The 19,437-nt window shown below is 71.6% G+C and carries 20 protein-coding genes; 15 read left to right on the forward strand and 5 right to left on the reverse strand.

What is annotated here, in order from left to right; translation table 11 throughout:
* Nucleotides 1-21: 21 nt before the first annotated feature.
* The gene (locus tag ASG45_RS11965; protein WP_055837641.1) at nt 22-495 is read right to left on the reverse strand and encodes an S-ribosylhomocysteine lyase; all 474 of its coding nucleotides are present in this window, start codon (nt 493-495) and stop codon (nt 22-24) included.
* 121 nt (nt 496-616) lie between these two features.
* On the opposite strand from ASG45_RS11965, the gene serB reads away from it, so the two are divergent.
* Entirely contained in the window at nt 617-1,258 is a 642-nt protein-coding gene (serB, locus tag ASG45_RS11970; RefSeq protein ID WP_055837644.1) for a phosphoserine phosphatase SerB, read from the forward strand.
* 209 nt (nt 1,259-1,467) lie between these two features.
* Here the strand turns inward: serB and fabG are convergent, their stop codons facing one another.
* Nucleotides 1,468-2,178, reverse strand: coding sequence for a 3-oxoacyl-ACP reductase FabG (gene fabG, locus ASG45_RS11980; protein WP_055837650.1), 711 nt, complete (start codon nt 2,176-2,178; stop codon nt 1,468-1,470).
* Between the two features lie 281 nt (nt 2,179-2,459).
* Between fabG and ASG45_RS11985 the strand changes: the two genes are divergently transcribed.
* The 4 genes from ASG45_RS11985 (at nt 2,460) to ASG45_RS12000 (ending at nt 4,860) form a co-directional block, all read left to right on the forward strand.
* A complete protein-coding gene (locus ASG45_RS11985; protein ID WP_055837652.1) occupies nt 2,460-3,176 on the forward strand; it encodes a DUF4190 domain-containing protein in 717 nt (238 codons plus the stop codon).
* A gap of 119 nt (nt 3,177-3,295) precedes the next feature.
* Complete coding sequence (locus ASG45_RS11990; RefSeq protein WP_082516580.1) at nt 3,296-3,670, forward strand: DUF3099 domain-containing protein; 375 nt, start codon at nt 3,296-3,298, stop codon at nt 3,668-3,670.
* Nucleotides 3,667-3,873 (forward strand): hypothetical protein, encoded by a 207-nt coding sequence (locus tag ASG45_RS11995; RefSeq protein WP_055837655.1) that lies wholly within the window; start codon nt 3,667-3,669, stop codon nt 3,871-3,873. Before ASG45_RS11990 ends, ASG45_RS11995 begins: the two co-directional genes overlap by 4 nt.
* A gap of 132 nt (nt 3,874-4,005) precedes the next feature.
* Entirely contained in the window at nt 4,006-4,860 is an 855-nt protein-coding gene (locus ASG45_RS12000) for an SURF1 family cytochrome oxidase biogenesis protein (RefSeq protein WP_055837979.1), read from the forward strand.
* Nucleotides 4,861-4,913: 53 nt separating this feature from the next.
* Here the strand turns inward: ASG45_RS12000 and ASG45_RS12005 are convergent, their stop codons facing one another.
* Complete coding sequence (locus ASG45_RS12005) at nt 4,914-6,521, reverse strand: PucR family transcriptional regulator (RefSeq protein WP_082516581.1); 1,608 nt, start codon at nt 6,519-6,521, stop codon at nt 4,914-4,916.
* A 98-nt stretch (nt 6,522-6,619) separates the two neighbouring features.
* Between ASG45_RS12005 and ASG45_RS12010 the strand changes: the two genes are divergently transcribed.
* The 5 genes from ASG45_RS12010 to menC are packed head-to-tail and all read left to right on the forward strand — an operon-like array spanning nt 6,620 to nt 11,193.
* Nucleotides 6,620-7,519, forward strand: a complete 900-nt coding sequence (locus tag ASG45_RS12010) for a transporter substrate-binding domain-containing protein (RefSeq protein ID WP_055837661.1) — start codon at nt 6,620-6,622, stop codon at nt 7,517-7,519.
* Nucleotides 7,516-8,454 (forward strand): amino acid ABC transporter permease, encoded by a 939-nt coding sequence (locus ASG45_RS12015; protein ID WP_055837664.1) that lies wholly within the window; start codon nt 7,516-7,518, stop codon nt 8,452-8,454. The genes ASG45_RS12010 and ASG45_RS12015 overlap by 4 nt, the downstream gene beginning before the upstream one ends.
* Nucleotides 8,451-9,233, forward strand: a complete 783-nt coding sequence (locus tag ASG45_RS12020) for an amino acid ABC transporter ATP-binding protein (RefSeq protein ID WP_055837667.1) — start codon at nt 8,451-8,453, stop codon at nt 9,231-9,233. Before ASG45_RS12015 ends, ASG45_RS12020 begins: the two co-directional genes overlap by 4 nt.
* On the forward strand, nt 9,230-10,051 hold the full coding sequence (locus ASG45_RS12025) for a hypothetical protein (protein ID WP_055837669.1): 822 nt from the start codon (nt 9,230-9,232) through the stop codon (nt 10,049-10,051). The genes ASG45_RS12020 and ASG45_RS12025 overlap by 4 nt, the downstream gene beginning before the upstream one ends.
* Nucleotides 10,048-11,193, forward strand: coding sequence for an o-succinylbenzoate synthase (menC, locus tag ASG45_RS12030; protein ID WP_235561608.1), 1,146 nt, complete (start codon nt 10,048-10,050; stop codon nt 11,191-11,193). Before ASG45_RS12025 ends, menC begins: the two co-directional genes overlap by 4 nt.
* Nucleotides 11,194-11,265: 72 nt before the next feature.
* Here the strand turns inward: menC and ASG45_RS12035 are convergent, their stop codons facing one another.
* A complete protein-coding gene (locus ASG45_RS12035) occupies nt 11,266-12,864 on the reverse strand; it encodes an ABC-F family ATP-binding cassette domain-containing protein (RefSeq protein WP_055837672.1) in 1,599 nt (532 codons plus the stop codon).
* A gap of 268 nt (nt 12,865-13,132) precedes the next feature.
* Here ASG45_RS12035 and ASG45_RS12040 point away from each other — a divergent pair, with 268 nt between their 5' ends.
* Genes ASG45_RS12040 through ASG45_RS12060 form a run of 5 tightly spaced genes read left to right on the forward strand, consistent with a single transcriptional unit; the run spans nt 13,133 to nt 18,153 of the window.
* Nucleotides 13,133-14,155, forward strand: a complete 1,023-nt coding sequence (locus ASG45_RS12040; RefSeq protein ID WP_055837675.1) for an iron-siderophore ABC transporter substrate-binding protein — start codon at nt 13,133-13,135, stop codon at nt 14,153-14,155.
* A 31-nt stretch (nt 14,156-14,186) separates the two neighbouring features.
* Complete coding sequence (locus tag ASG45_RS12045; protein ID WP_235561609.1) at nt 14,187-15,233, forward strand: FecCD family ABC transporter permease; 1,047 nt, start codon at nt 14,187-14,189, stop codon at nt 15,231-15,233.
* 56 nt (nt 15,234-15,289) lie between these two features.
* Nucleotides 15,290-16,354, forward strand: coding sequence for a FecCD family ABC transporter permease (locus ASG45_RS12050; RefSeq protein WP_055837987.1), 1,065 nt, complete (start codon nt 15,290-15,292; stop codon nt 16,352-16,354).
* A 52-nt stretch (nt 16,355-16,406) separates the two neighbouring features.
* Nucleotides 16,407-17,261, forward strand: coding sequence for an ABC transporter ATP-binding protein (locus ASG45_RS12055; protein WP_055837679.1), 855 nt, complete (start codon nt 16,407-16,409; stop codon nt 17,259-17,261).
* Nucleotides 17,245-18,153 (forward strand): siderophore-interacting protein, encoded by a 909-nt coding sequence (locus tag ASG45_RS12060; protein WP_055837682.1) that lies wholly within the window; start codon nt 17,245-17,247, stop codon nt 18,151-18,153. Before ASG45_RS12055 ends, ASG45_RS12060 begins: the two co-directional genes overlap by 17 nt.
* Before the next feature lie 69 nt (nt 18,154-18,222).
* Here the strand turns inward: ASG45_RS12060 and ASG45_RS12065 are convergent, their stop codons facing one another.
* A complete protein-coding gene (locus ASG45_RS12065; protein ID WP_055837685.1) occupies nt 18,223-19,386 on the reverse strand; it encodes a MalY/PatB family protein in 1,164 nt (387 codons plus the stop codon).
* Nucleotides 19,387-19,437 lie beyond the last annotated feature (51 nt).

Consider the following 19,437-nt stretch of genomic DNA (forward strand, 5'->3'; position numbering starts at 1 on the left):
CGCCTCCGCACCGACGTCGGATCAGACGCCCACGCGCGCGAACGCGTCGCTGCTGATGCCCTTGTCGAGCACGACCTTCGACCACTCGCGGGCGCTGTGCAGACTGTGGTCGCGGTAGTTGCCACAGCTGAACGCGTCGGTGCCGGGCACGTCATCCCACTGCACGTCTTCGGCGATCGCGCGCAGCGAGCCCGTGATGGCCTCGACGAGGTCGGCGACCGCGGGCTCGCCCCACATGATGACGTGGAAGCCGGTGCGGCATCCGAACGGCGAGATGTCGATGAGACCCTCGATGCGGTCGCGCACGAGGCTCGCGAGCAGGTGCTCGATCGTGTGGAGCCCCGCCGTGGGGATCTCCTGCTCGTTCGGCTGCACGAGGCGCAGATCGAAGTTGGAGATGACGTCGCCGCGCGGGCCCGACTCCGTGCCGATCAGGCGCACGTAGGGCGCCAGCACGGCGGTGTGATCCAGGGTGAAGCTCTCGACATCGGCCATGGAGGGTCCCTTCTGAGGGGTTCGGGGTACCGCGAAAGCCTACGCGGCGATGCCGGTGACGGCGCCGCGCGTGACGCCGCGCGACGCGGGACCCGCGGCCCGACCCGCTAGGGTCGAGCGCGTGCCTGCGCCCGCCCGATTCCTCGTCGTGCTCGATGCCGACTCCACCCTGATCCGCAATGAGGTCATCGAACTCCTCGCCGACGAAGCCGGCCGAGGCGCCGAGGTGGCCGCGGCGACCGAGGCCGCGATGCGCGGCGAGGTCGACTTCGCCACGAGCCTGCGCTCGCGGGTCACCGCCCTCACGGGCGTGCCGACCGAGGCCTTCGCCCGGGCGATCGCCCGCATCGAACCCACGCCCGGCGTGCGCGAACTCATCGCCGCTGTGCACGAGCGCGGTGGGGTCGTCGGCGTCGTGTCGGGCGGGTTCCACGAGGTGCTCGACACCGTCGCCCCCGACCTGGGAGTCGACGTCTGGCGCGCCAACCGGCTCGTCGCCGTCGACGGCGCGCTCACCGGCGAGGTCGACGGCGCGATCGTGGATGCCACGGCGAAGGCCGAGACGCTGCGCGCCTGGGCGGCGGAACACGGCGTGCCCCTCTCGCTCACCTTCGCGATCGGCGACGGCGCGAACGACCTCGAGATGATGGCGACGGCCGGCCTGGGGCTGGCGTTCAACGCCAAGCCCGCCGTGCGCGAGCGCGCCGACCTCGTGATCGGCGACGTCGACCTGGCCCAGGTCATCGCGCTGCTGCCGCGCTGACGCGGCGGGCGTGGACGGCGCCGCGCCCTGCATGGCCGGGTGTGGTTCGTCGTGCGCCGGCGAACCGACGGCGCGGTGCTGACGGTCTCGGCACGCATCCCCACCGACCCGAGCCCGCTCCACGACGACCGCCGGCACGGCATCCCGTTCACCGTCGTGACGTGCACCCTGTCGGCCGACGACCCGCGCCCCAGGAGGGTCCTGCCTCGTCAGTGCCCCATGCCGAGGCCGCCGTCGACCGGGATCACGGCGCCCGAGATGTAGGCGGCGTCATCGCCGGCGAGCCAGGTGACGACACCGGCGACCTCGTCGGGAGAGGCGAAGCGCCCCGCGGGGATGCTCTTCTTGTAGTCGGCCTGCGTGTCGGCCGGAAGCTCGGCCGTCATGTCTGTCTCGATGAAGCCCGGAGCGACGACGTTCGCGGTGATCCCGCGCCCCCCGAGCTCGCGCGTGAGTGAGCGGGCGAAACCGACGAGGGCGCTCTTCGACGCCGCGTAGTTGATCTGACCGGCCGAACCGTACAGTCCGACGACGCTGGAGATGAGGATGACGCGGCCCCACCGTGCCTTCAGCATGCCCTTCGAGGCACGCTTGACCACGCGGAACGCTCCCCCGAGGTTCGTGTTCACGACGCTGTCGAAATCATCCTCGGTCATGCGCAGCAGCAGAGTGTCCTTCGTGACGCCGGCATTGGCCACGACCACGGCGATCGGTCCGAGCTCGGCCTCCACCCGCGAGAAGGCGGCGTCCACGGCGGCGGCGTCGGTGACGTCGGCGCGCACCGTGAGAGTGCCCTCGGGGCCCTCGCCCGAGCGGGCGGTGACGGCGACGCGCCACCCCTCCGCGACGAACCGCTCGGCGATGGCACGACCGATGCCCCGGTTTCCACCGGTGACGACGACGACGCGGTCCTGAGACATGGGTGAGACTCCTGCGCTTGCGAGGGACGGAACCGACTCAGCCTACCGAGGCTGACGTCCGAGCCGTGGAGCGCGGGCTCGGGGCTCGGGCTCGAAGCGCGGCCGCGGAGCACGGGCACCGGCACGGAGCACGGCACCCACGACGACGGGCGCGGGGGAACCCGATGCCACCCGTCCGCGCGCCCCCACCGCACCGCCGCCCGCCTCCCGCGAGCCCCGGAGGTTTGACACGGCCCGAGCGGCGCTGGAACTCTGGAGCGACGCACGATGAAAGGGACCCCGTGAGCGACGACCGCACGACCGACCCGAACCAGCCCGCCGGTTCGTCCGACGCCAGCGCCGACGCCTCCGGCGTGCCGGTGTCGCCGTACGCTCCCCCGACGGGCGACCCCTCGCCCGGCGCGAGCCCGTTCGACGGCGGCGACGCCGTCTCGAGCGACGGTGCCCCGTCGGCATCCGGTACGGCTCCCGAGGCCCCGGCAGCCTCGGCTCCGGCCCCCGGTGCCGCTCCCGACGCGCCGTACGGCTCCGCCCCGACCGCCCCGACGTACGGTGCTCCCGCCACCCCGCCCTACGACGTGGCGGGCGACGCGGCATCCACCTCCGGCGCACCGGCCTACGGCGCCCCCGCGTACGGAGCCCCGGCGTACGACTCCCCCTCCGGTGCACCCGCGTACGACCAGGCGACCGCGGCCTACGGTGCGCCCGCCTACGGCTACGGCTACGCCGCAGCGCGCACCAACACCCTCGCGATCGTCTCGTTCATCGCGTCGTTGGCCGGGGTGTTCGTGCTGCCGGTCATCGGCCAGATCGCCGGGGTGGTGATGGGGCACATCTCGCTCTCTCAGATCAAGTCCCGGGGGGAGAAGGGCCGCGGCCTCGCCCTGGCCGGCGTGATCATCGGTTACGCCACGCTCGCCCTCGGCGTGCTGGCCATCATCGCGTTCGCGATCTTCATCGGAGCGCTCGCGAGCGCACCCGGGTCGCGATACTCCTGAGGCCGCGGCACCTCCCGCGTGGACCGCACGGGGAGGGGGCGACGCGCTTGTCACGACGTCGAACAGACGTGGCGTCCACCCACCCCGTGCGTTCGTGACGGGCGTACTGTGGTCTCACTGTGAAGACACCGTCCCGTGCCCAATCCGCGACGTCGCTCCCGAAGGCACCCCGGGACGACGCCGACTCCCGTTTCACCAAGTACATGGTGATGATGGGGATCCGTATCGCCTGCTTCATCGCGATGGCGGTCATCACTCCCTACGGCTGGTACACCTTCGTGTTCGCCGCGGGGGCGATCTTCCTGCCCTACCTCGCCGTGATCGTGGCGAACGTCGGCCAGGACGCCGCACCGAGCACGGCGATCAACCCCGAACGCGCCATCGACGCACCGCGGCCGGCCGCGCCGACGCCGGCTCCCGCCGCCGACGAGCCGCTCGTCATCCGCATCGCCGAGAGCCCGCGCCTCGCCCCGCCGCGCGACGACCGGTCGTGACCGAGGCCGCCGCCGAGTGCTCGCGCGCCGGATGCCGTGACGCCGCCGTCTGGGTCATCGGCTGGCGCAATCCCCGCATCCACGCCGCCGACCGCAGGAAGACCTGGGTCGCCTGCGACGCCCACGTGGCCTACCTCCGCGAGTTCCTCCACGCCCGGGACTTTCCCGTCGACGTCGCCGCCCTCGCTCAAGACGCGCGATGAACTCGCGCACGCCGCCGATCGACGTACGCTGGAAGGCGTGGCCGAAAGCTTGCAGGTGAGCGCGCGCGAGACGCGGCAGAGGGACGGTGCGGCGTGAGCGCCCGCGAGACCCCCGCCGCCGCGCGCTGGGCCATGTACGTGGGCGTGGCGATCCTGTTCGCGATCGCGTGCGCCTTCCTGTCGAACTGGCAGTTCTCGCGCAACGCCGAGCGCAGCGAACAGCTCGAGCTCGTGGCGAACAACTACGACGCCGCCCCGGTCGCCCTGGGCGATCTGCTCGCGGCCGGCGCGGAGCTCACCCCCTCCGACGAGTGGCGGCCCGTGCGCCTCGAGGGCCGGTACCTCGCCGACGAGCAGCTCCTCGTGCGCAACCGCGCCCACGGCGGCTCCGCCGCCTACGAGCAGCTCGTGCCCTTCCGCCTCGACGACGGACGCACGCTGCTCGTCGACCGCGGATGGCTCCCGCCCGGCAACAGCCAGTCGCTCCCCGACGACATCCCCGACCCGCCGTCCGGCGAGGTGACCGTCGAGGTCCGCCTCCGTCCGGGCGAGGCCGCCCCCACGTCGGGCCGCACCGCGGAAGCCGGCCAGGTTCCCACCATCAACCTCGGTCTCGTGGCCGAGCAGACGGGTCCCCTCGAGCCCGGCGCGTACGGACTGCTGATGTCCGAGACCCCCGCCCCGGCGACCGCGCCGCTGACGGTCGACCCCCCGAGCAACGATCCCGGCCCCTACCTGTCGTACGCGATCCAGTGGATCCTCTTCGCCCTCATGGGCTTCGGCTTCATCACCTACGTGATCGTGAGCGAACGGCGCCTGCGCCGGGAGGACGCCGAAGACGACGACGACGGCGTCGTTCCCGCCGCCGCGCCCGTGCGCGCCGACGAGGGCCGCCGCCGCGTCGACCCGGTCGCCCTGCACCGCTCGCGCAAGCTCCCCCGCGACCGCGATGCCGACGACGAGGACGCCCTGCTCGACGCGCGGTGAGGCAGCGACCTCGATCGTGCCGCGCGCCGGCACGTGCGGTGCAGAGGCGCGGTCTACTTCTGCAGCTCGAACGTCCGAAGCTGTAGCCAGAGGGCCAGCCGCGAGGCCGGATCCTCGAGGGGGAGGGCGAACTGCTCCGCGGCGCGGCGCACGCGGTACCGGAGCGTGTTGGGATGCACCCCCAGTCGCGCGGCCGCGGCGCGCACGTCACCGTGCTCCTCGAACCACACCAGCAGCGTGCGCCGGTAGTCGGTGCCCTGCTGTTCGTCGTTGTCGAGCAGAGCGAGGATGCCGGGAGACAGCAGCCGCGCATCCGCGGCGAGTTCGTCGCGCACGCGCTGCAGGAGCACCCGCTCCCGGACGTCGTCGAGGCGCCCCACGCGCGGGAGCTCCGGGTCGGACGACAGTTCTCTCAGGATCTCGTCGATCTCACGGCGAGCGGCGACCAGGTCGGCGACACCGTCGATCGCCCCGGCGACCCCCGCGCGCACCTGATCGCGGAAGCTGCGGGCCAAGGCCGCGACGCCCTGCTGAGCGAGCCGCAGGGCGGCCTTCTCCCCGCCGTCGGGCACGAGCACGTACACCGCCGACGGAGTGTCCACGAGGCCTGCGTCGGGGCGGAACGTGGCCACGAAGCGTGAGAGTGCGTGCGAGAGATACGGCAGGATCGTCAGCCACTCGGCGCCGACGCGCGAGGCGGCGAAGCCCACCAACCCCGGGCGAGCCCCGGGCGAGAGTGCCAGGCGGCGCTGCGTCTCGCGATCGCTCCACCGGCCCTCCAGAGCGCCGCCCACGACATCGGCACGCAGATGGAGCCTCACCTCGTCGTTGGTGCGACGCCGCAGCATGTGCAGCGCCGCCAGGCTCGCCGCCTCGCGGAGGGTGCGCTCACCCGCCTCGCTCACCCCACCGGGGGGATCGATCACCCAGATCGACCCGAGCGCGCGCGTCCCTGCCGTGACGGCCAGGGCTGTGCGAGCCAACGCGTCGTCGACCTCGGGGAAGTGCACCACGCCCGCAGCGGCGAACAGGGCGCGGTACCGCTCGATGTTGTGGGCGACATCCGGCACCCGGCGACCCAGGATGCCCTCCTCGCGGAGCCGGTCGAGGAGGTGCCCCTCGATCACGGAGTAGGCCACCACGCTGCGATCGAGATCCTCGATCGCGACGGCACCGCCGATGCCGGCGGCCGCCGCGTTGGCGAGCGCGAACAAGGTGTCCGGCGCCGACCGCGCGCCGTCGACGGCGCTGGATCCCAACGCGGATTCGAGCACCGACACCACATGCTGCCAGGCGGCGGCGTCATCGACGGCGAGAAGGACCACCCCGTGGCGAGCGGCCCTCTCGACGGCGGCCTCCACGTCGAGCCCCCGCACCTTGACCGCCACGCCCGGGCAGCCCCGCTCCGCGGCGTGGGCGAGCAACGCCTCGAGATCGTCGTCCACCCGCGCGGCGGGCACCAGGAGCAGCGCTTGGGCGACGTCGGGAAGCGGGTCGCTCGGATCGTGCAGCACGATTCGCGCGACGACCGCCGCACCGCCCGCCCCGCTGCCGTGCCCCTCGCCGAGGGGGTGCAGCATCGCTGGTCCCACGCGAGCGAGAAGGGTGTCGAGGGTCGATGACTCCTCGCCGTCGGGAATGAGTCGATCGGCTAACGGCATGCCGTGATCTTAGGCCGATCCGACACACCGCCCCGCACGCCCGCTCTTTAGCGTGAGAGGTGTCCTGCCCCACCCGAAGAACGAGAGCGAGAACCCCCGTGGCTTCCTTCCGCACCGCCTCCCCGATCGCCGGCTCCGTGGCCGTCGGCGCCGTACTCCTGCTGACCCTGGCAGGGTGCGCCGCCCCGAATACGGCCGCCCCCACGCCCAGCATGAGCGCCGCGCCGCTGGCATCCCTGGTCCCCGCCGAATTCAGCGACGGCATCAATGTCGCGAGCGGCATCTACGCCCCCATGGTGACGCGCTCGGACACCGGCGAGTGGGGAGGCTTCGACTACGACCTCGGGCAGGCGATGTCCGCCCAGCTCGGCGTGCCCTTCACCTTCGAGGTTCAGGACTTCACCAGCATCATTCCGTCACTGCAGTCCCAGAAGCACGACATCATCATGTTCGGCATGAACGACACCGCCAAGCGCCGGGAGGTGCTCGACTTCGTCGACTACTTCGAAGCGGGCCTCGCGATCATGGTCGAGAAGGGCAACCCCGCCGGGATCACCTCGATGAGCGACCTCTGCGGAAAGAGCGTCGCCGTGGCCAAGGGCACCACCCAGGCCGATTTCGTCGCCGCCGAATCGGCGAAATGCGCCAGCGGCGCCATCACCTCGATCGAGCTGCCGACCGAGAACGACGCCATCCTCGCCGTGAAGTCCGGCCAGGCCGTCGCCGACGTCTTCGATGCCGCTCCTGCCGCGTACGCCGCGCAGACCAGCGGCGACGGCGACGACTTCGAGGTCGTCCACGACCCGGCGAACCCCGCCGGCTACGGTGTCGTGTTCACCGGCATCGGGGTCCTGAAGGAGAACTCCGCGCTCACCTCCGCCCTCGAGGCCGCTCTGCAGGCGGTCATCGACGACGGGACGTACACGACGCTGCTGCAGAAGTACGACCTCGGCGACTACGCCGTCCCCGCCGCCACCGTCAACGGCACCCTGCAGTGACGACCACCCTTTCGACGAACGACGACGTCGTCGCGACCCCCGTGCGGCATCCGCTGCGCTGGGTCGCGGCGACGGCCGTCGCCCTGCTGTTCGTCGCCTTCGCCGTCTCGGTCTGGGGCAACGACAACATCGAGCACGACGTCATCGAGAAGTACCTCTTCGCGACGCCGATCCTCGAGGGCGTCGTCACCACCATCGTCCTCACCGCCTGCTCGATGCTGCTGGCCGTGTCGTTGGCGGTCGTGCTCGCGGTGATGCGCCAGTCGGCCAACCCCGTGCTGCGTACGTTCTCCTGGCTGTACACCTGGTTCTTCCGCGGCACGCCGCTGCTGGTGCAGATCGTGTTCTGGGGCTACCTCGGACTCCTCTTCCAGGACATCACCCTCGGCATCCCGTTCACAGACGTGGTGATCTTCACCGCGCCCACGAGCACGGTCATCACCCCCTTCATCGCCGGCGTGCTCGCCCTGGGACTCAACGAGGCCGCCTACGCCTCGGAGATCGTCCGCGCCGGCCTGCTGTCGGTCGATCGCGGCAACCGCGAGGCGGCGCTGTCGCTCGGAATGAGCGAGGCGGCCACCATGCGGCGGATCGTGCTCCCGCAGGCGATGCGCGTCATCATCCCGCCGATGGGCAACGAGACCATCTCGATGCTCAAGAACAGCGCCCTGCTCGAGCTCATCGCCGTGCAGGAGCTGTACACCCGCGCGACCGACATCTCGGCCCAGAACCTCCGGCAGGTGGAACTGCTCGTGGTCGTGGCGGTGTGGTACCTCATCCTGACCTCGATCCTGTCCATCCCCCAGTACTACCTGGAGCGCCGTTACGGCCGAGGGATCGGCAGGATCCTGCCGCCCACCCCGCGCCAGCGGGCCTTCGACCTCGCCGACCGGGTGATCGCGCGCCTGCGCCGACGAAAGGAGACGACCCCGTGACCACCACTCCCTCCCCCACCCGGACCCTCGTCGACGCACGACAGGTGCGCAAGAGCTTCGGCACGCACCGCGTGCTCGACGGCATCGACCTGCGCGTCGACCAGGGAAGCGTCGCGTGCCTGCTCGGTCCGTCCGGCTCGGGCAAATCCACGTTCCTCCGCTGCATCAACCACCTCGAATCCATCGACGGCGGGCGCATCCTCGTCGACGGCGAACTGATCGGCTACCGCGAGCACCGCGGCGGACTGCGCGAGATGCGTCCGCGCGAAGTGGCGGTGCAACGCCGGAGCATCGGAATGGTGTTCCAGCGCTTCCACCTGTTCCCCCACCTGACGGCGCGGGAGAACATCATCGAGGCACCGATGCGGGTGGCCGGCCGACGCCGTGCCGACGCCCTGGTCGACGCGCGCGAACTCCTCGACCGCGTGGGTTTGGCCGATCACGCCGACCACTACCCGGCGCAGCTCTCGGGCGGTCAGCAGCAGCGCGTGGCGATCGCGCGGGCCCTCGCCATGCGCCCGCAGCTCATGCTGTTCGACGAGCCGACCTCGGCGCTCGATCCCGAGCTGGTCGGCGACGTCCTCGGCGTGATGCGCGACCTCGCACGCGACGGGATGACGATGATCGTGGTGACCCACGAGATCGGATTCGCCCGCGAGGTCGCCGACACGGTGGTGTTCATGGATGCGGGGGTCGTGGTCGAAGCCGGCACCCCCGACGAGGTGATCGGCGCGCCGCGTCACGAACGCACCCGCGCGTTCATCGAGAGCGTCCTGTGAGTGCCCCCTCGATGCTCCCCGGCCTCGCCGCTGCCGATCGGGCCTGGGGCGAGGCGTCCACTCGCTCCGGCGTTCGCGTGCGAGCGGTGACGGATGCCGAGGGGGCCCGCGCCGCGATGCAGCTCATCGGCGACGTCTGGGGACCCGACAACCGCATCGCCAGCACCGGACTCCTCGTCGCCCTCGCCCAGACCGGCAACCACGTCGCGCTCGCCGAGGACGACGAGGGCGTCGCGGGCGTCTGCGCGGGGTTCGTGCACGCCGACGATCCGACCGCGCTGCACTCGCACGTCGCGGCGACGCGGCCGGGTACCTCGGGACGCGGGATCGGCCTCACGCTCAAGCTCCAGCAGCGCGCCTGGGCTCTGCACCGGGGCATCCGGACGATCACGTGGACCTTCGATCCCCTGGTGCGCCGCAACGCCCACTTCAACCTGACCCGTCTGGGTGCGCGCGGCGTGGCGTACCTGCCCGATCTCTACGGGCCCATGCAGGACACCCTCAACCGCGGCGAGCCCAGCGATCGCCTGCACGTGACGTGGGAGCTCTCCCACCCCGCAGCGGTGTCCTCGCCTCCGGGACCGGTGCCGGACGTGCTGTCGGAACGCGACGGCTCTCCCGTCGTCGTCCCCCTGCCCGCCCGGGGATACGGAGTGGTCGTGATCCCCGCCGACATCGAACGTCTGCGCTCCCTCGACCCGCGACGCGCCCACCGGTGGCGGCTCGCCGTGCGCACCGTTCTCACCACGGCGCTCGCCGAGGGCTGGCACATCGACGGCTTCCTCCGCGACCGCGGCTATCTCCTCCGAAAGGCATGACCGTGCACCTGTTGTCGCTCGACCTCCTGACCCTCCGTCTCCCCCTGGTGAGTCCCTTCCGCACCTCGTTCGGCGTGCAGACCGATCGCACGCCGATGCTCGTCCGCGTCGAAGCGGCGGTCGGCGCGCGCACCGTGATCGGGTGGGGCGAGTGCGTGGCTCTCCCCCGTCCCGTCTACTCGTCCGAGTTCCTCGACGGGGCGCGCCAGATCATCGCGAGCGAGATCGCGCCGGCCCTGCGGTCAGCGCAGACGAGCGGCATCGAGGTCACCGCCGAGAACGTCGGCGACCTCCTCGCGCCCATCCGGGGCCACCGCATGGCCAAGGCCGCGGTCGAGATGGCGGTGCTCGACGCACAGCTGCGCGCGAGCGACCGCTCGTTCGCGTCGTGGCTCGGCGTGACCGCGACCCGGGTGGCATCCGGGGTGTCGGTCGGCATCCAGGATTCCGTGCCGATGCTGCTCGACGTGGTCGGCGGGTATCTCGCCGAGGGGTACCGACGCGTCAAGCTGAAGATCGAGCCCGGGTGGGACGTCGAGCCCGTCCGGGCCGTCCGCGAACGCTTCGGCGACATCCCCCTGCAGGTCGACGCGAACACCGCGTACCGGCTGGGCGACGCGGCGCACCTGCGGCGGCTCGACGCCTTCGACCTCCTGCTCATCGAGCAGCCCCTGGCCGACGAGGATCTGCGCCAGCACTCCCTCCTGGCCCGACAGCTCCAGACCCCCGTCTGCCTCGACGAGTCGATCGTCTCGGCGGAGACGGCCGCGGATGCCATCGCGCTCGGCGCCTCGGCGATCATCAACGTCAAGCCGGGACGCGTCGGCGGCTACGTCGAAGCACGGCGGGTGCACGACGTCGCCCGGGCCCACGGGGTGCCGGTGTGGTGCGGCGGCATGCTCGAAACGGGCATCGGACGGGCGGCGAACGCCGCGTTGGGGGGTCTTCCCGGCTTCACTCTGCCCGGCGACATCTCGGCATCCGACCGCTTCTACCGCGAGGACATCACCGCGCCCTTCGTCCTCGACGACGAGGGGTTCATCGCCATTCCCCGCGGGCCCGGGTTCGGCGTGGAGCCCGACGAGGATCGCGTCGCAGCGGCGCAGATCCACGCCCAGCGGGTCGATCTCTCGCACGGATGAACAGCGCGGATGAGCCGCGCCGCGCGCGCAGCGCCGGCCGTCAGGCCAGCGCCGCGCGCGCAGCGCCGGCCGTCAGGCCAGCGTGATCAGGTCCGCGTAGTCGCGACCCCAGATGTCCTCGACGCCGTCGGGCAGGATCAGCACGCGCTCGGGGTTCAGCGCCTCGACGGCCCCCTCGTCGTGCGAGACGAGCACGACGGCACCCTCATAGTGCGAGAGCGCCCCGAGAATTTCTTCGCGCGAGGCCGGGTCGAGGTTGTTCGTGGGCTCGTCGAGCAGCAGCATGTTCGCCGACGACACCACGAGGGTCGCGAGAGACAGACGGGTCTTCTCGCCGCCCGAGAGCACCCCGGCGGGCTTCAGCACGTCGTCGCCGACGAACAGGAACGAACCCAGCACCTTGCGGGCCTCGGTGGCGGTGATGTGCGGCGCCGACGACATCATGTTCTCGAGCACCGAACGATTCACGTCGAGGTTCTCGTGCTCCTGGGCGTAGTAGCCGACCTTCAGGCCGTGCCCGGGCTCGAGCTGACCGGTGTCGGGCTGGTCGACGCCGGCGAGGATACGCAGCAGCGTCGTCTTCCCCGCACCGTTCAAGCCCAGGATCACCACGCGGGAGCCGCGGTCGATCGCGAGGTCGACGTCGGTGAAGATTTCGAGCGAGCCATACGACTTCGACAGTCCGGATGCCATGAGCGGGGTCTTCCCGCAGGGCGCGGGCTTGGGGAAGCGGAGCTTCGCCACGCGCTCTTCGGCGCGCACCTCGTCGAGTCCCGACAGCATCTTCTCGGCGCGGGCGACCATCTGGTGCGCGGCCGCGGCCTTCGAGGCCTTCGCGCCGAAGCGCGCCGCCTGCAGCTGCAGAGCAGTGGCCTTCTTCTCGACGTTGACGCGCTCTTTCTTGCGGCGCTCCTCGTCGGCCACCCGCTGGCGCAGGTAGTTCTTCCAGTTCATGTTGTAGACGTCGATGACCTGACGGTTCGCGTCGAGGTAGAACACGCGGTTCACCGTCTCGCCGACGAGTTCCACGTCGTGCGAGATCACGATGAGCCCGCCCTTGTACCCCTTGAGGAACTCGCGCAGCCACACGACGCTGTCGGCGTCGAGGTGGTTGGTGGGCTCGTCGAGGATCATCGTCTGGGCGTCCGAGAACAGGATGCGCGCGAGTTCGATGCGGCGACGCTGTCCTCCCGAGAGGGTCTTCAGCGGCTGCTCGAGGATGCGGTCGGGAAGAGAGAGGTTGTGGGCGATGGATGCCGCCTCGGCTTCGGCCGCGTACCCGCCCTGCGCCTCGAACTGCTCGGTGAGGGTGCCGTACTTCTTCATGGCCTTCGCGGCCACGGCGGGGTCGTCGTCGCCCATCGCCATCGAGGCCTCGTGCATGCCGAGCGCCAGTGAGCCGAGGCCGCGGGCGTCGAGGATGCGCGTGCGGGCCAGCATCTCGGGGTCGCCCGAGCGGGGGTCCTGCGGCAGGTAGCCCAGTTCGCCCACGCGGTCGACGCCGCCGTTCGCGGGGAGCAGGTCGCCCGCGAGCACCTTGGTCAGGGTCGTCTTCCCCGCGCCGTTGCGCCCGACGAGGCCGATCTTGTCGCCGTCGGAGACGCGGAACGCCACGTCGGACATGAGCACGCGGGCACCCACGCGGATCTCGAGGTCGTGCACGGCGAGCACAGCGAACGTCCGTTCTTCGGGGTTGGGGGTGGGTGGCCCAGAAGGCCAGCCACCCAGTATACGGCGGCTTCCTGCACGCATTCCGACAGCGTCCCGACAGCCCCGTCCCGGCGGCCGTGGACGCGCACCCGATCCGCGCGCGGGGTGGTCGCCGTCGATACCTCGGTGTCGAGACGATCGGCGCGGGAGCGGGCCCGCGGGTTTGCGTTCTCACCCGATCGAGGACATAAGCTAAGCCTGTCCTTACTTAGATCACAGGAGGCTCTCTGTGTCCCGATTCCGCGCCCTGGCTGCTCTCGCCGCCGGTTCCGCCCTCGTTCTCGCCGGCTGCGCCGGCTCGCCCGCAACGTCGGAAGGCGGGGCGGCGCAGGAGTCCGACAGCGTGTTCCCCGTCACGGTCGACAGCGCCCTCGGCCAGGCCGTGATCGAGAAGAAGCCCGAGCGCGTGGCCACCGTCGCGTGGTCCAACCAGGAGGTCCCCCTCGCCCTCGGCATCGTGCCCGTGGGCATGGCCAAGGCCACCTGGGGCGACGACGACGGCGACGGCATCCTCCCCTGGGTCGAAGACAAGCTGACCGAGCTGGGAGGTGAGACCCCCGTGCTCTTCGACGAGACCGACGGCATCGACTTCGAGGCCGTGGCCGACACGCAGCCCGACGTGATCCTCGCCGCGTACTCCGGCCTGACGCAGGAGGACTACGACACCCTGTCGAAGATCGCCCCCGTCGTCGCCTACCCCGACGCCGCCTGGGGAACCACGCTCGACCAGATGATCCAGCTCAACTCGAAGGCCCTCGGGCTCGAGAGCGAGGGCGACGCCCTCATCGACCAGATCAAGACCGAGTCGCAGGAGGCGTTCGACGCCCATCCCGCCCTCGCCGACGTCGCGCCGTTGTTCGCGTTCACCGACCCGACCAACATGAGCAAGATCACCTACTACACCTCGCACGACCCGCGCGCGGGCTACCTGCACCAGCTCGGCATGCCCGTGCCCGCACAGGTGAGCAAGACCTCGGCTGAAATCGACGCGTTCTACAGCGAGATCAGCGCCGAAGAGGCCGATACGTTCAGCGACGTGGGCCTGTGGATCACCTACGGCAACACCGACGGCTCGACCGTCGCGCAGCTGCAGGCCGACCCGCTGCTGTCGAAGATCCCCGCCATCGCCGCCGGCCACATCGCGGTCCTCGAAGACGGCACGCCCCTCGCGGCCTCGGCGAACCCCTCGCCGCTGTCGATCAGCTGGGGCTTCAGCCGGTACCTCGACCTGCTCACCGCCGCCGTCGGCTGATCCCCACCCCGCACAACGGACCACGCCCATCGTGACCTCCCGCTCCACCGTCGTCGACGTGCTCCCGGATGCCGCTTCCCTGCGGCGCCCGGCGAGCCGACGGCTCCTCTGGCTGCTGGTGCTCACGGTGGGCGTGGTCGTGGTGTCGGTGGCATCCGTCGCCTTCGGCACGCGCGACGTGTCGATCACCGAGATCGTCTCGGCCTTCACCGGCGGCACCGGGGTCGGCGAAGCCGCGGTGACGACGCGCATCCCGCGCACCGTCCTGGGCCTGCTCGTCGGCGCGGCCCTGGCCATGGCCGGTCTCACGATGCAGGCCGTGACCCGCAACCCGCTCGCCGACCCCGGCATCCTCGGGGTGTCCGCCGGAGCATCGCTCGCGGTCGTCACCGGCATCGCCTTCTTCGGCCTGTCGAGCTCGTTCGGCTACCTGGGCTTCGCGATCGTGGGCTCGGCGGTCGCCGCGGTGTTCGTCTACACCGTGGGCTCGCTCGGACGCGGAGGCGCGACCCCGCTCAAGCTCGCCCTCGCGGGAGCGGCGACCACGGCCGCCTTCGGATCGCTCTCGAGCGCGATCCTGCTCCCCCGCGTCGATCTGCTCGAGACGTTCCGGTTCTGGCAGATCGGCGGCATCGGCGGCGCCACGTGGGACCGCGTGCAGGTCGTGCTCCCCGTGCTCGCAGCGGGCGCACTCGTCTGCGTGCTCTGCTCGCGCGGCATGAACTCCCTCGCGCTCGGCGACGACGTCGCGACGGGCCTCGGCGAGCACGTCGGGCGCACCCGTCTGGTCGCCTCGGCCGGCGCCGTCGTGCTCGTGGGGGCGGCGACCGCCGTCGCCGGCCCGATCGCCTTCGTGGGCCTGGTCGTGCCGCACGTCTGCCGACTGCTGATCGGCACCGACCATCGCTGGCTCGTCCCCTTCTCGGCCCTGGGCGGGGCGGTGCTGCTCGTCGGCGCCGACGTCATCGGGCGCCTCGTCGCTCGTCCGACCGAGATCGAGGTCGGCATCCTCACCGCCCTCATCGGAGCGCCGTTCTTCATCTGGATCGTGCGTCGGCAGAAAGTACGCGAGCTGTGAGCGCCCCCGACACCCGCGACCGCCGGACCACCGCGCGTACCCCCCTCACGCCCCGGATCGCCACGCCCGCCGCCGCCACGTCCGGAGCCGCCGCCCCCGACGTCGCCGCCCTCGTGCGCGGCCGGCGCAGCCGCGCCCGTCGACGCACCACGGTCACCGGCATCCTGGTCGCCGCCGTGGTCGCCACCTTCGTCATCACCCTGATGGTGGGCAACACCTTCTACACGCCCGACCAGGTCGTGCGGGTGCTCCTCGGGCAGACCGTGCCCGGCGCCTCCTTCACCATCGGCGAGCTGCGCCTCCCCCGCGCGAGCCTCGGTCTTCTCGCGGGCCTCGCCTTCGGCATGGCGGGCGTGACGTTCCAGACCATGCTGCGAAACCCCCTGGCCTCCCCCGACATCATCGGCATCTCGTCGGGCGCGAGCGCCTTCGCCGTCGTCGCCATCGTCGGCTTCTCGTTGTCGGATGCCGCGGTCTCGGCCTTCGCGCTCGTCGGCGCCCTGGGCACCGCGGGAGCGATCTACCTGCTCTCGCGCCGCGGAGCCTTCACGGGCACCCGGCTCGTGCTCATCGGGATCGGCGTCGCCGCGATGCTCGACAGCGTCACGACCTGGATGCTCACCCGCGCGGCCAACTGGGACCTGCAGACCGCGATGCAGTGGCTGACCGGCAGCCTGAACAACGCCTCGTGGGGGCGCCTGCTCCCCCTGGCTATCGCCGTCGTCGTCATCGTGCCGCTCATGGCCGCGAACACCCGCGGTCTGGCCGTGCTGCGCCTCGGCGACGACTCCGCGGCGGGGCTGGGCGTACGCGTCGAACGCACGCGTCTGCTGCTGATCGTGGGCGCCGTCGTGCTGCTGGCCGTCGCCACCGCCGCGAGCGGTCCCATCGCCTTCGTTGCCTTCATGGCCGGCCCCATCGCCGCGCGACTCATCGGCCCGGGCGGTTCGCTGCTGCTGCCCGCGGGACTCGTCGGGGCCCTGCTCGTGATGGTCTCCGACCTGGTCGGCCAGTTCGCCTTCGACAACCGCTACCCCGTCGGCGTCATCACCGGCGTGCTCGGTGCCCCCTACCTCATCTACCTGCTCATCAGAACGAACCGTTCCGGAGGCTCGCTGTGATCGCGACCCGAAGCACCATCCCGCCGATCCCCGTCGACCGGGGAGGCCTCTCGTGACTGCTAACCGCACGCTCTCGGCCGAGAAGCTCACCCTCTCGTACGGCGACCGCACGATCATCGACGAGCTCGACCTCGAACTCCCCGCCGGGCGGATCACCGCCATCGTCGGTGCGAACGGGTGCGGCAAGTCCACGCTGCTGCGCGCCCTCGCGCGCCTGCTGCCCCCCAAGACGGGGCGCGTCGTCCTCGATGGGAAGGCGCTGCACGAGCGCCCCTCCAAAGAGATCGCCCGCATCCTGGGCCTGCTTCCCCAGAGCCCGATCGCCCCCGAGGGCATCGCCGTCGCCGACCTCGTCGGCCGGGGGCGCCACCCCCACCAGCGCGCTCTGGCGCGGTGGAGCGCGCGCGACTACGAGGTCGTCGCCGAGGCTCTCGCGGCCACCGGCATCAGCGACCTGGCCGACCGCTCCATCGACGAGTTGTCGGGCGGCCAGCGCCAGCGGGTGTGGATCGCCATGGCTCTCGCGCAGGAGACCGACATCCTGCTCCTCGACGAGCCGACGACCTTCCTCGACGTGGCCCACCAGGTCGAGGTGCTCGACCTGCTGACCGACCTGAACCGCGACCGCGGCACCACCACCGTGATGGTGCTGCACGACATGAACATGGCCGCGCGCTACGCCGACCACCTGGTGGCCCTGCGCGACGGCCGCATCGTCGCCGCCGGAGACCCGAGCGCGGTCATGACCTCCGAGCTCATCGCCGACGTCTTCGGCCTCGATGCCCTCGTCGTCCCCGACCCCGTCTCGGGCACGCCCCTCGTCCTCCCCCGCGGTCGCCACCACGTGAGCGCCCGCGTTCCCGCCCCCGACGCCTCGCCGGAGACCCTCGATGCCCTCCACTCCTGACACCGCGCGGTTCTTCCGCGTCCGCGTCGCCCGCATCACCGACCTCACCCCCAGCTTCCGCCGGTTCACCTTCACCGGCGACGACCTGCACGAGTACGGCGACCCCGGCTTCGACCAGCGCATCAAGGTGGTCTTCCCCACCGACGACCTGGGATTGGATGCCATGCCCACGGGCGCGGACTGGTGGACCGACTGGCGCGCCCTGCCCGACGAGCGCCGCCTGCCCTTCCGCACCTACACGACGCGGGCGGTGCGACGCGGCGACCGTGAGGTCGACATCGACATGGTCGCGCACGAGGTGCTCGGACCGGCGTCGGCGTGGATCGAGAACGCGCGCCCCGGCGACGAGGTGCTCATCTTCGCCCCCACCATCGCCCTCACCGACGTGAGCTTCGGCGTCGACTTCGTTCCGCCCGCGCAGACCGGGGAGTACCTGCTCGCCGGCGACGAGACGGCAGCTCCCGCCATCGCCGTCATCCTCGAGCAGCTGCCCCCGGATGCCACCGGCACGGTCGTGCTCGAAGTGCCCACGCCCGAGGACTGCGCGTATCTCCCGCGGCATCCGGGCTTCTCGTTCCGGATCGCTGCCCGCGCGGGCGGCGACCGCCACGCGCACCTGGTCACGGCGACGCGCGACGCGGCCTTCGCCCTCACCCCCGAGGGCCACGGCGACGAGGTCGAGGAGATCGACATCGACGAGGGCATGCTCTGGGAGGTTCCCCGCACGGCCAAGGGCGGGGCGGCGCTGAAGAAGGCCCCGCTGTACGCCTGGCTCGCGGGTGAGGCATCGGCGATCAAGGCGTTGCGCCGCCACCTCGTCACCGAGCGCGGCGTCGACCGCCGCGCCGTGGCGTTCATGGGCTACTGGCGCACGGGTCGCGCCGAGTACTGACGCGACGACCCGCCCCCGTCGGGCGCGGAGTACCGATGCACCCGCGTCAGGCGCGACGCCCCACCCGCGTCAGGCGCGGCGGGCCAGCGCGCCGATGCGTTCGATCGCCTCACGCAAGACCTCGGGCGCACACCCGACGTTGATGCGCACGTGCCCCACGCCCTGCTCGCCGAAGAGCGGGCCGTGGTGCAGGGCCACCCCCGCTTCGCGGCGGAGGTACGGTGCCGGGTTGTCGCCCCAGCCGTAGGCCGAGACGTCGACCCACGCCAGAAAGCCGGCCTCGGGCGGCCGGTACCGCGCGAGCGGCAGGTGCTCGGCCAACAGGTCGGCGAGCAGGTGGCGGTTCTCGTCGAGGGCGGCCAGCAACCCCTCGAGCCACTCGTCGCTCTCGGCCGAGAACGCCGCCCGGTTGGCGATGACCCCGAACAATCCGGCGCGCCACTCGACCTCCCAGGGCAGCCCGCGCACCACCTCGGCGGTCGACTCGTCGCCGGTCACGATGACCGCGCACTTCAGACCCGCGAGGTTGTAGGTCTTGCTCGCGCTCGTGACGGTGTAGCCGACGAGGGCGGCCTCGGGGCCGGCATCCAAGAAGGGGGTGAAGGTCGTCGGAGCGTGCGTCAACGGGGCGTGGATCTCATCGCTCACCACGGTGGCGCCGTACCGGTGCACGAGGCGCGCAAGCGCCGCGAGCGACGCACGGGTGTGCACGGTGCCGGTGGGATTGTGCGGGTTGCACAGCAGCACCGAGCGGGCGCCGGCGGCGAGGGCGCGCTCGATGCCGTCGAGATCGAGCGACCACCGCTCGCCGTCGTCGACGAGGGGCACGCGCTCGACGACCGCACCGGCCTCTTCGACGGTGTCGTAGAAGGGCGGGTACACCGGCGGCGTGACGATCACACGGTCGCCCGGCCGGGTGACCGCGCGCAGCACCTCGACCACGCCCATCATCACGTCACCCGTCCACCGGATGCGCGCCGGATCGGGTCGCCACGCCCACTGCCGCTCGGCGTACGCGGCGAAGTCGACGTCGATGCCCGGACGCGGCGGGGTGTAGCCGGTGTCGCCGATCTCGACCGCGCGGGTGAGCGCCGCGGTGATCGCGGGGGCGAGGGCGAAGTCGGTCTCGGCGACGAACATGGGGATGACGTCGTCGCCGTACGAGCGCCACTTGGTACTGCTGCGCTGACGGAGGAGCTCGAGCGGCAGGGCCTTCAAGGGGGGAACGCTCATCCCGAAAGCCTAACGAGCACGCTCGCGCCACGCGGGGGTCGGCGTCAGACG

The sequence above is a fragment of the Microbacterium sp. Leaf436 genome, assembly GCF_001424715.1.
GTDB lineage: Bacteria > Actinomycetota > Actinomycetes > Actinomycetales > Microbacteriaceae > Microbacterium.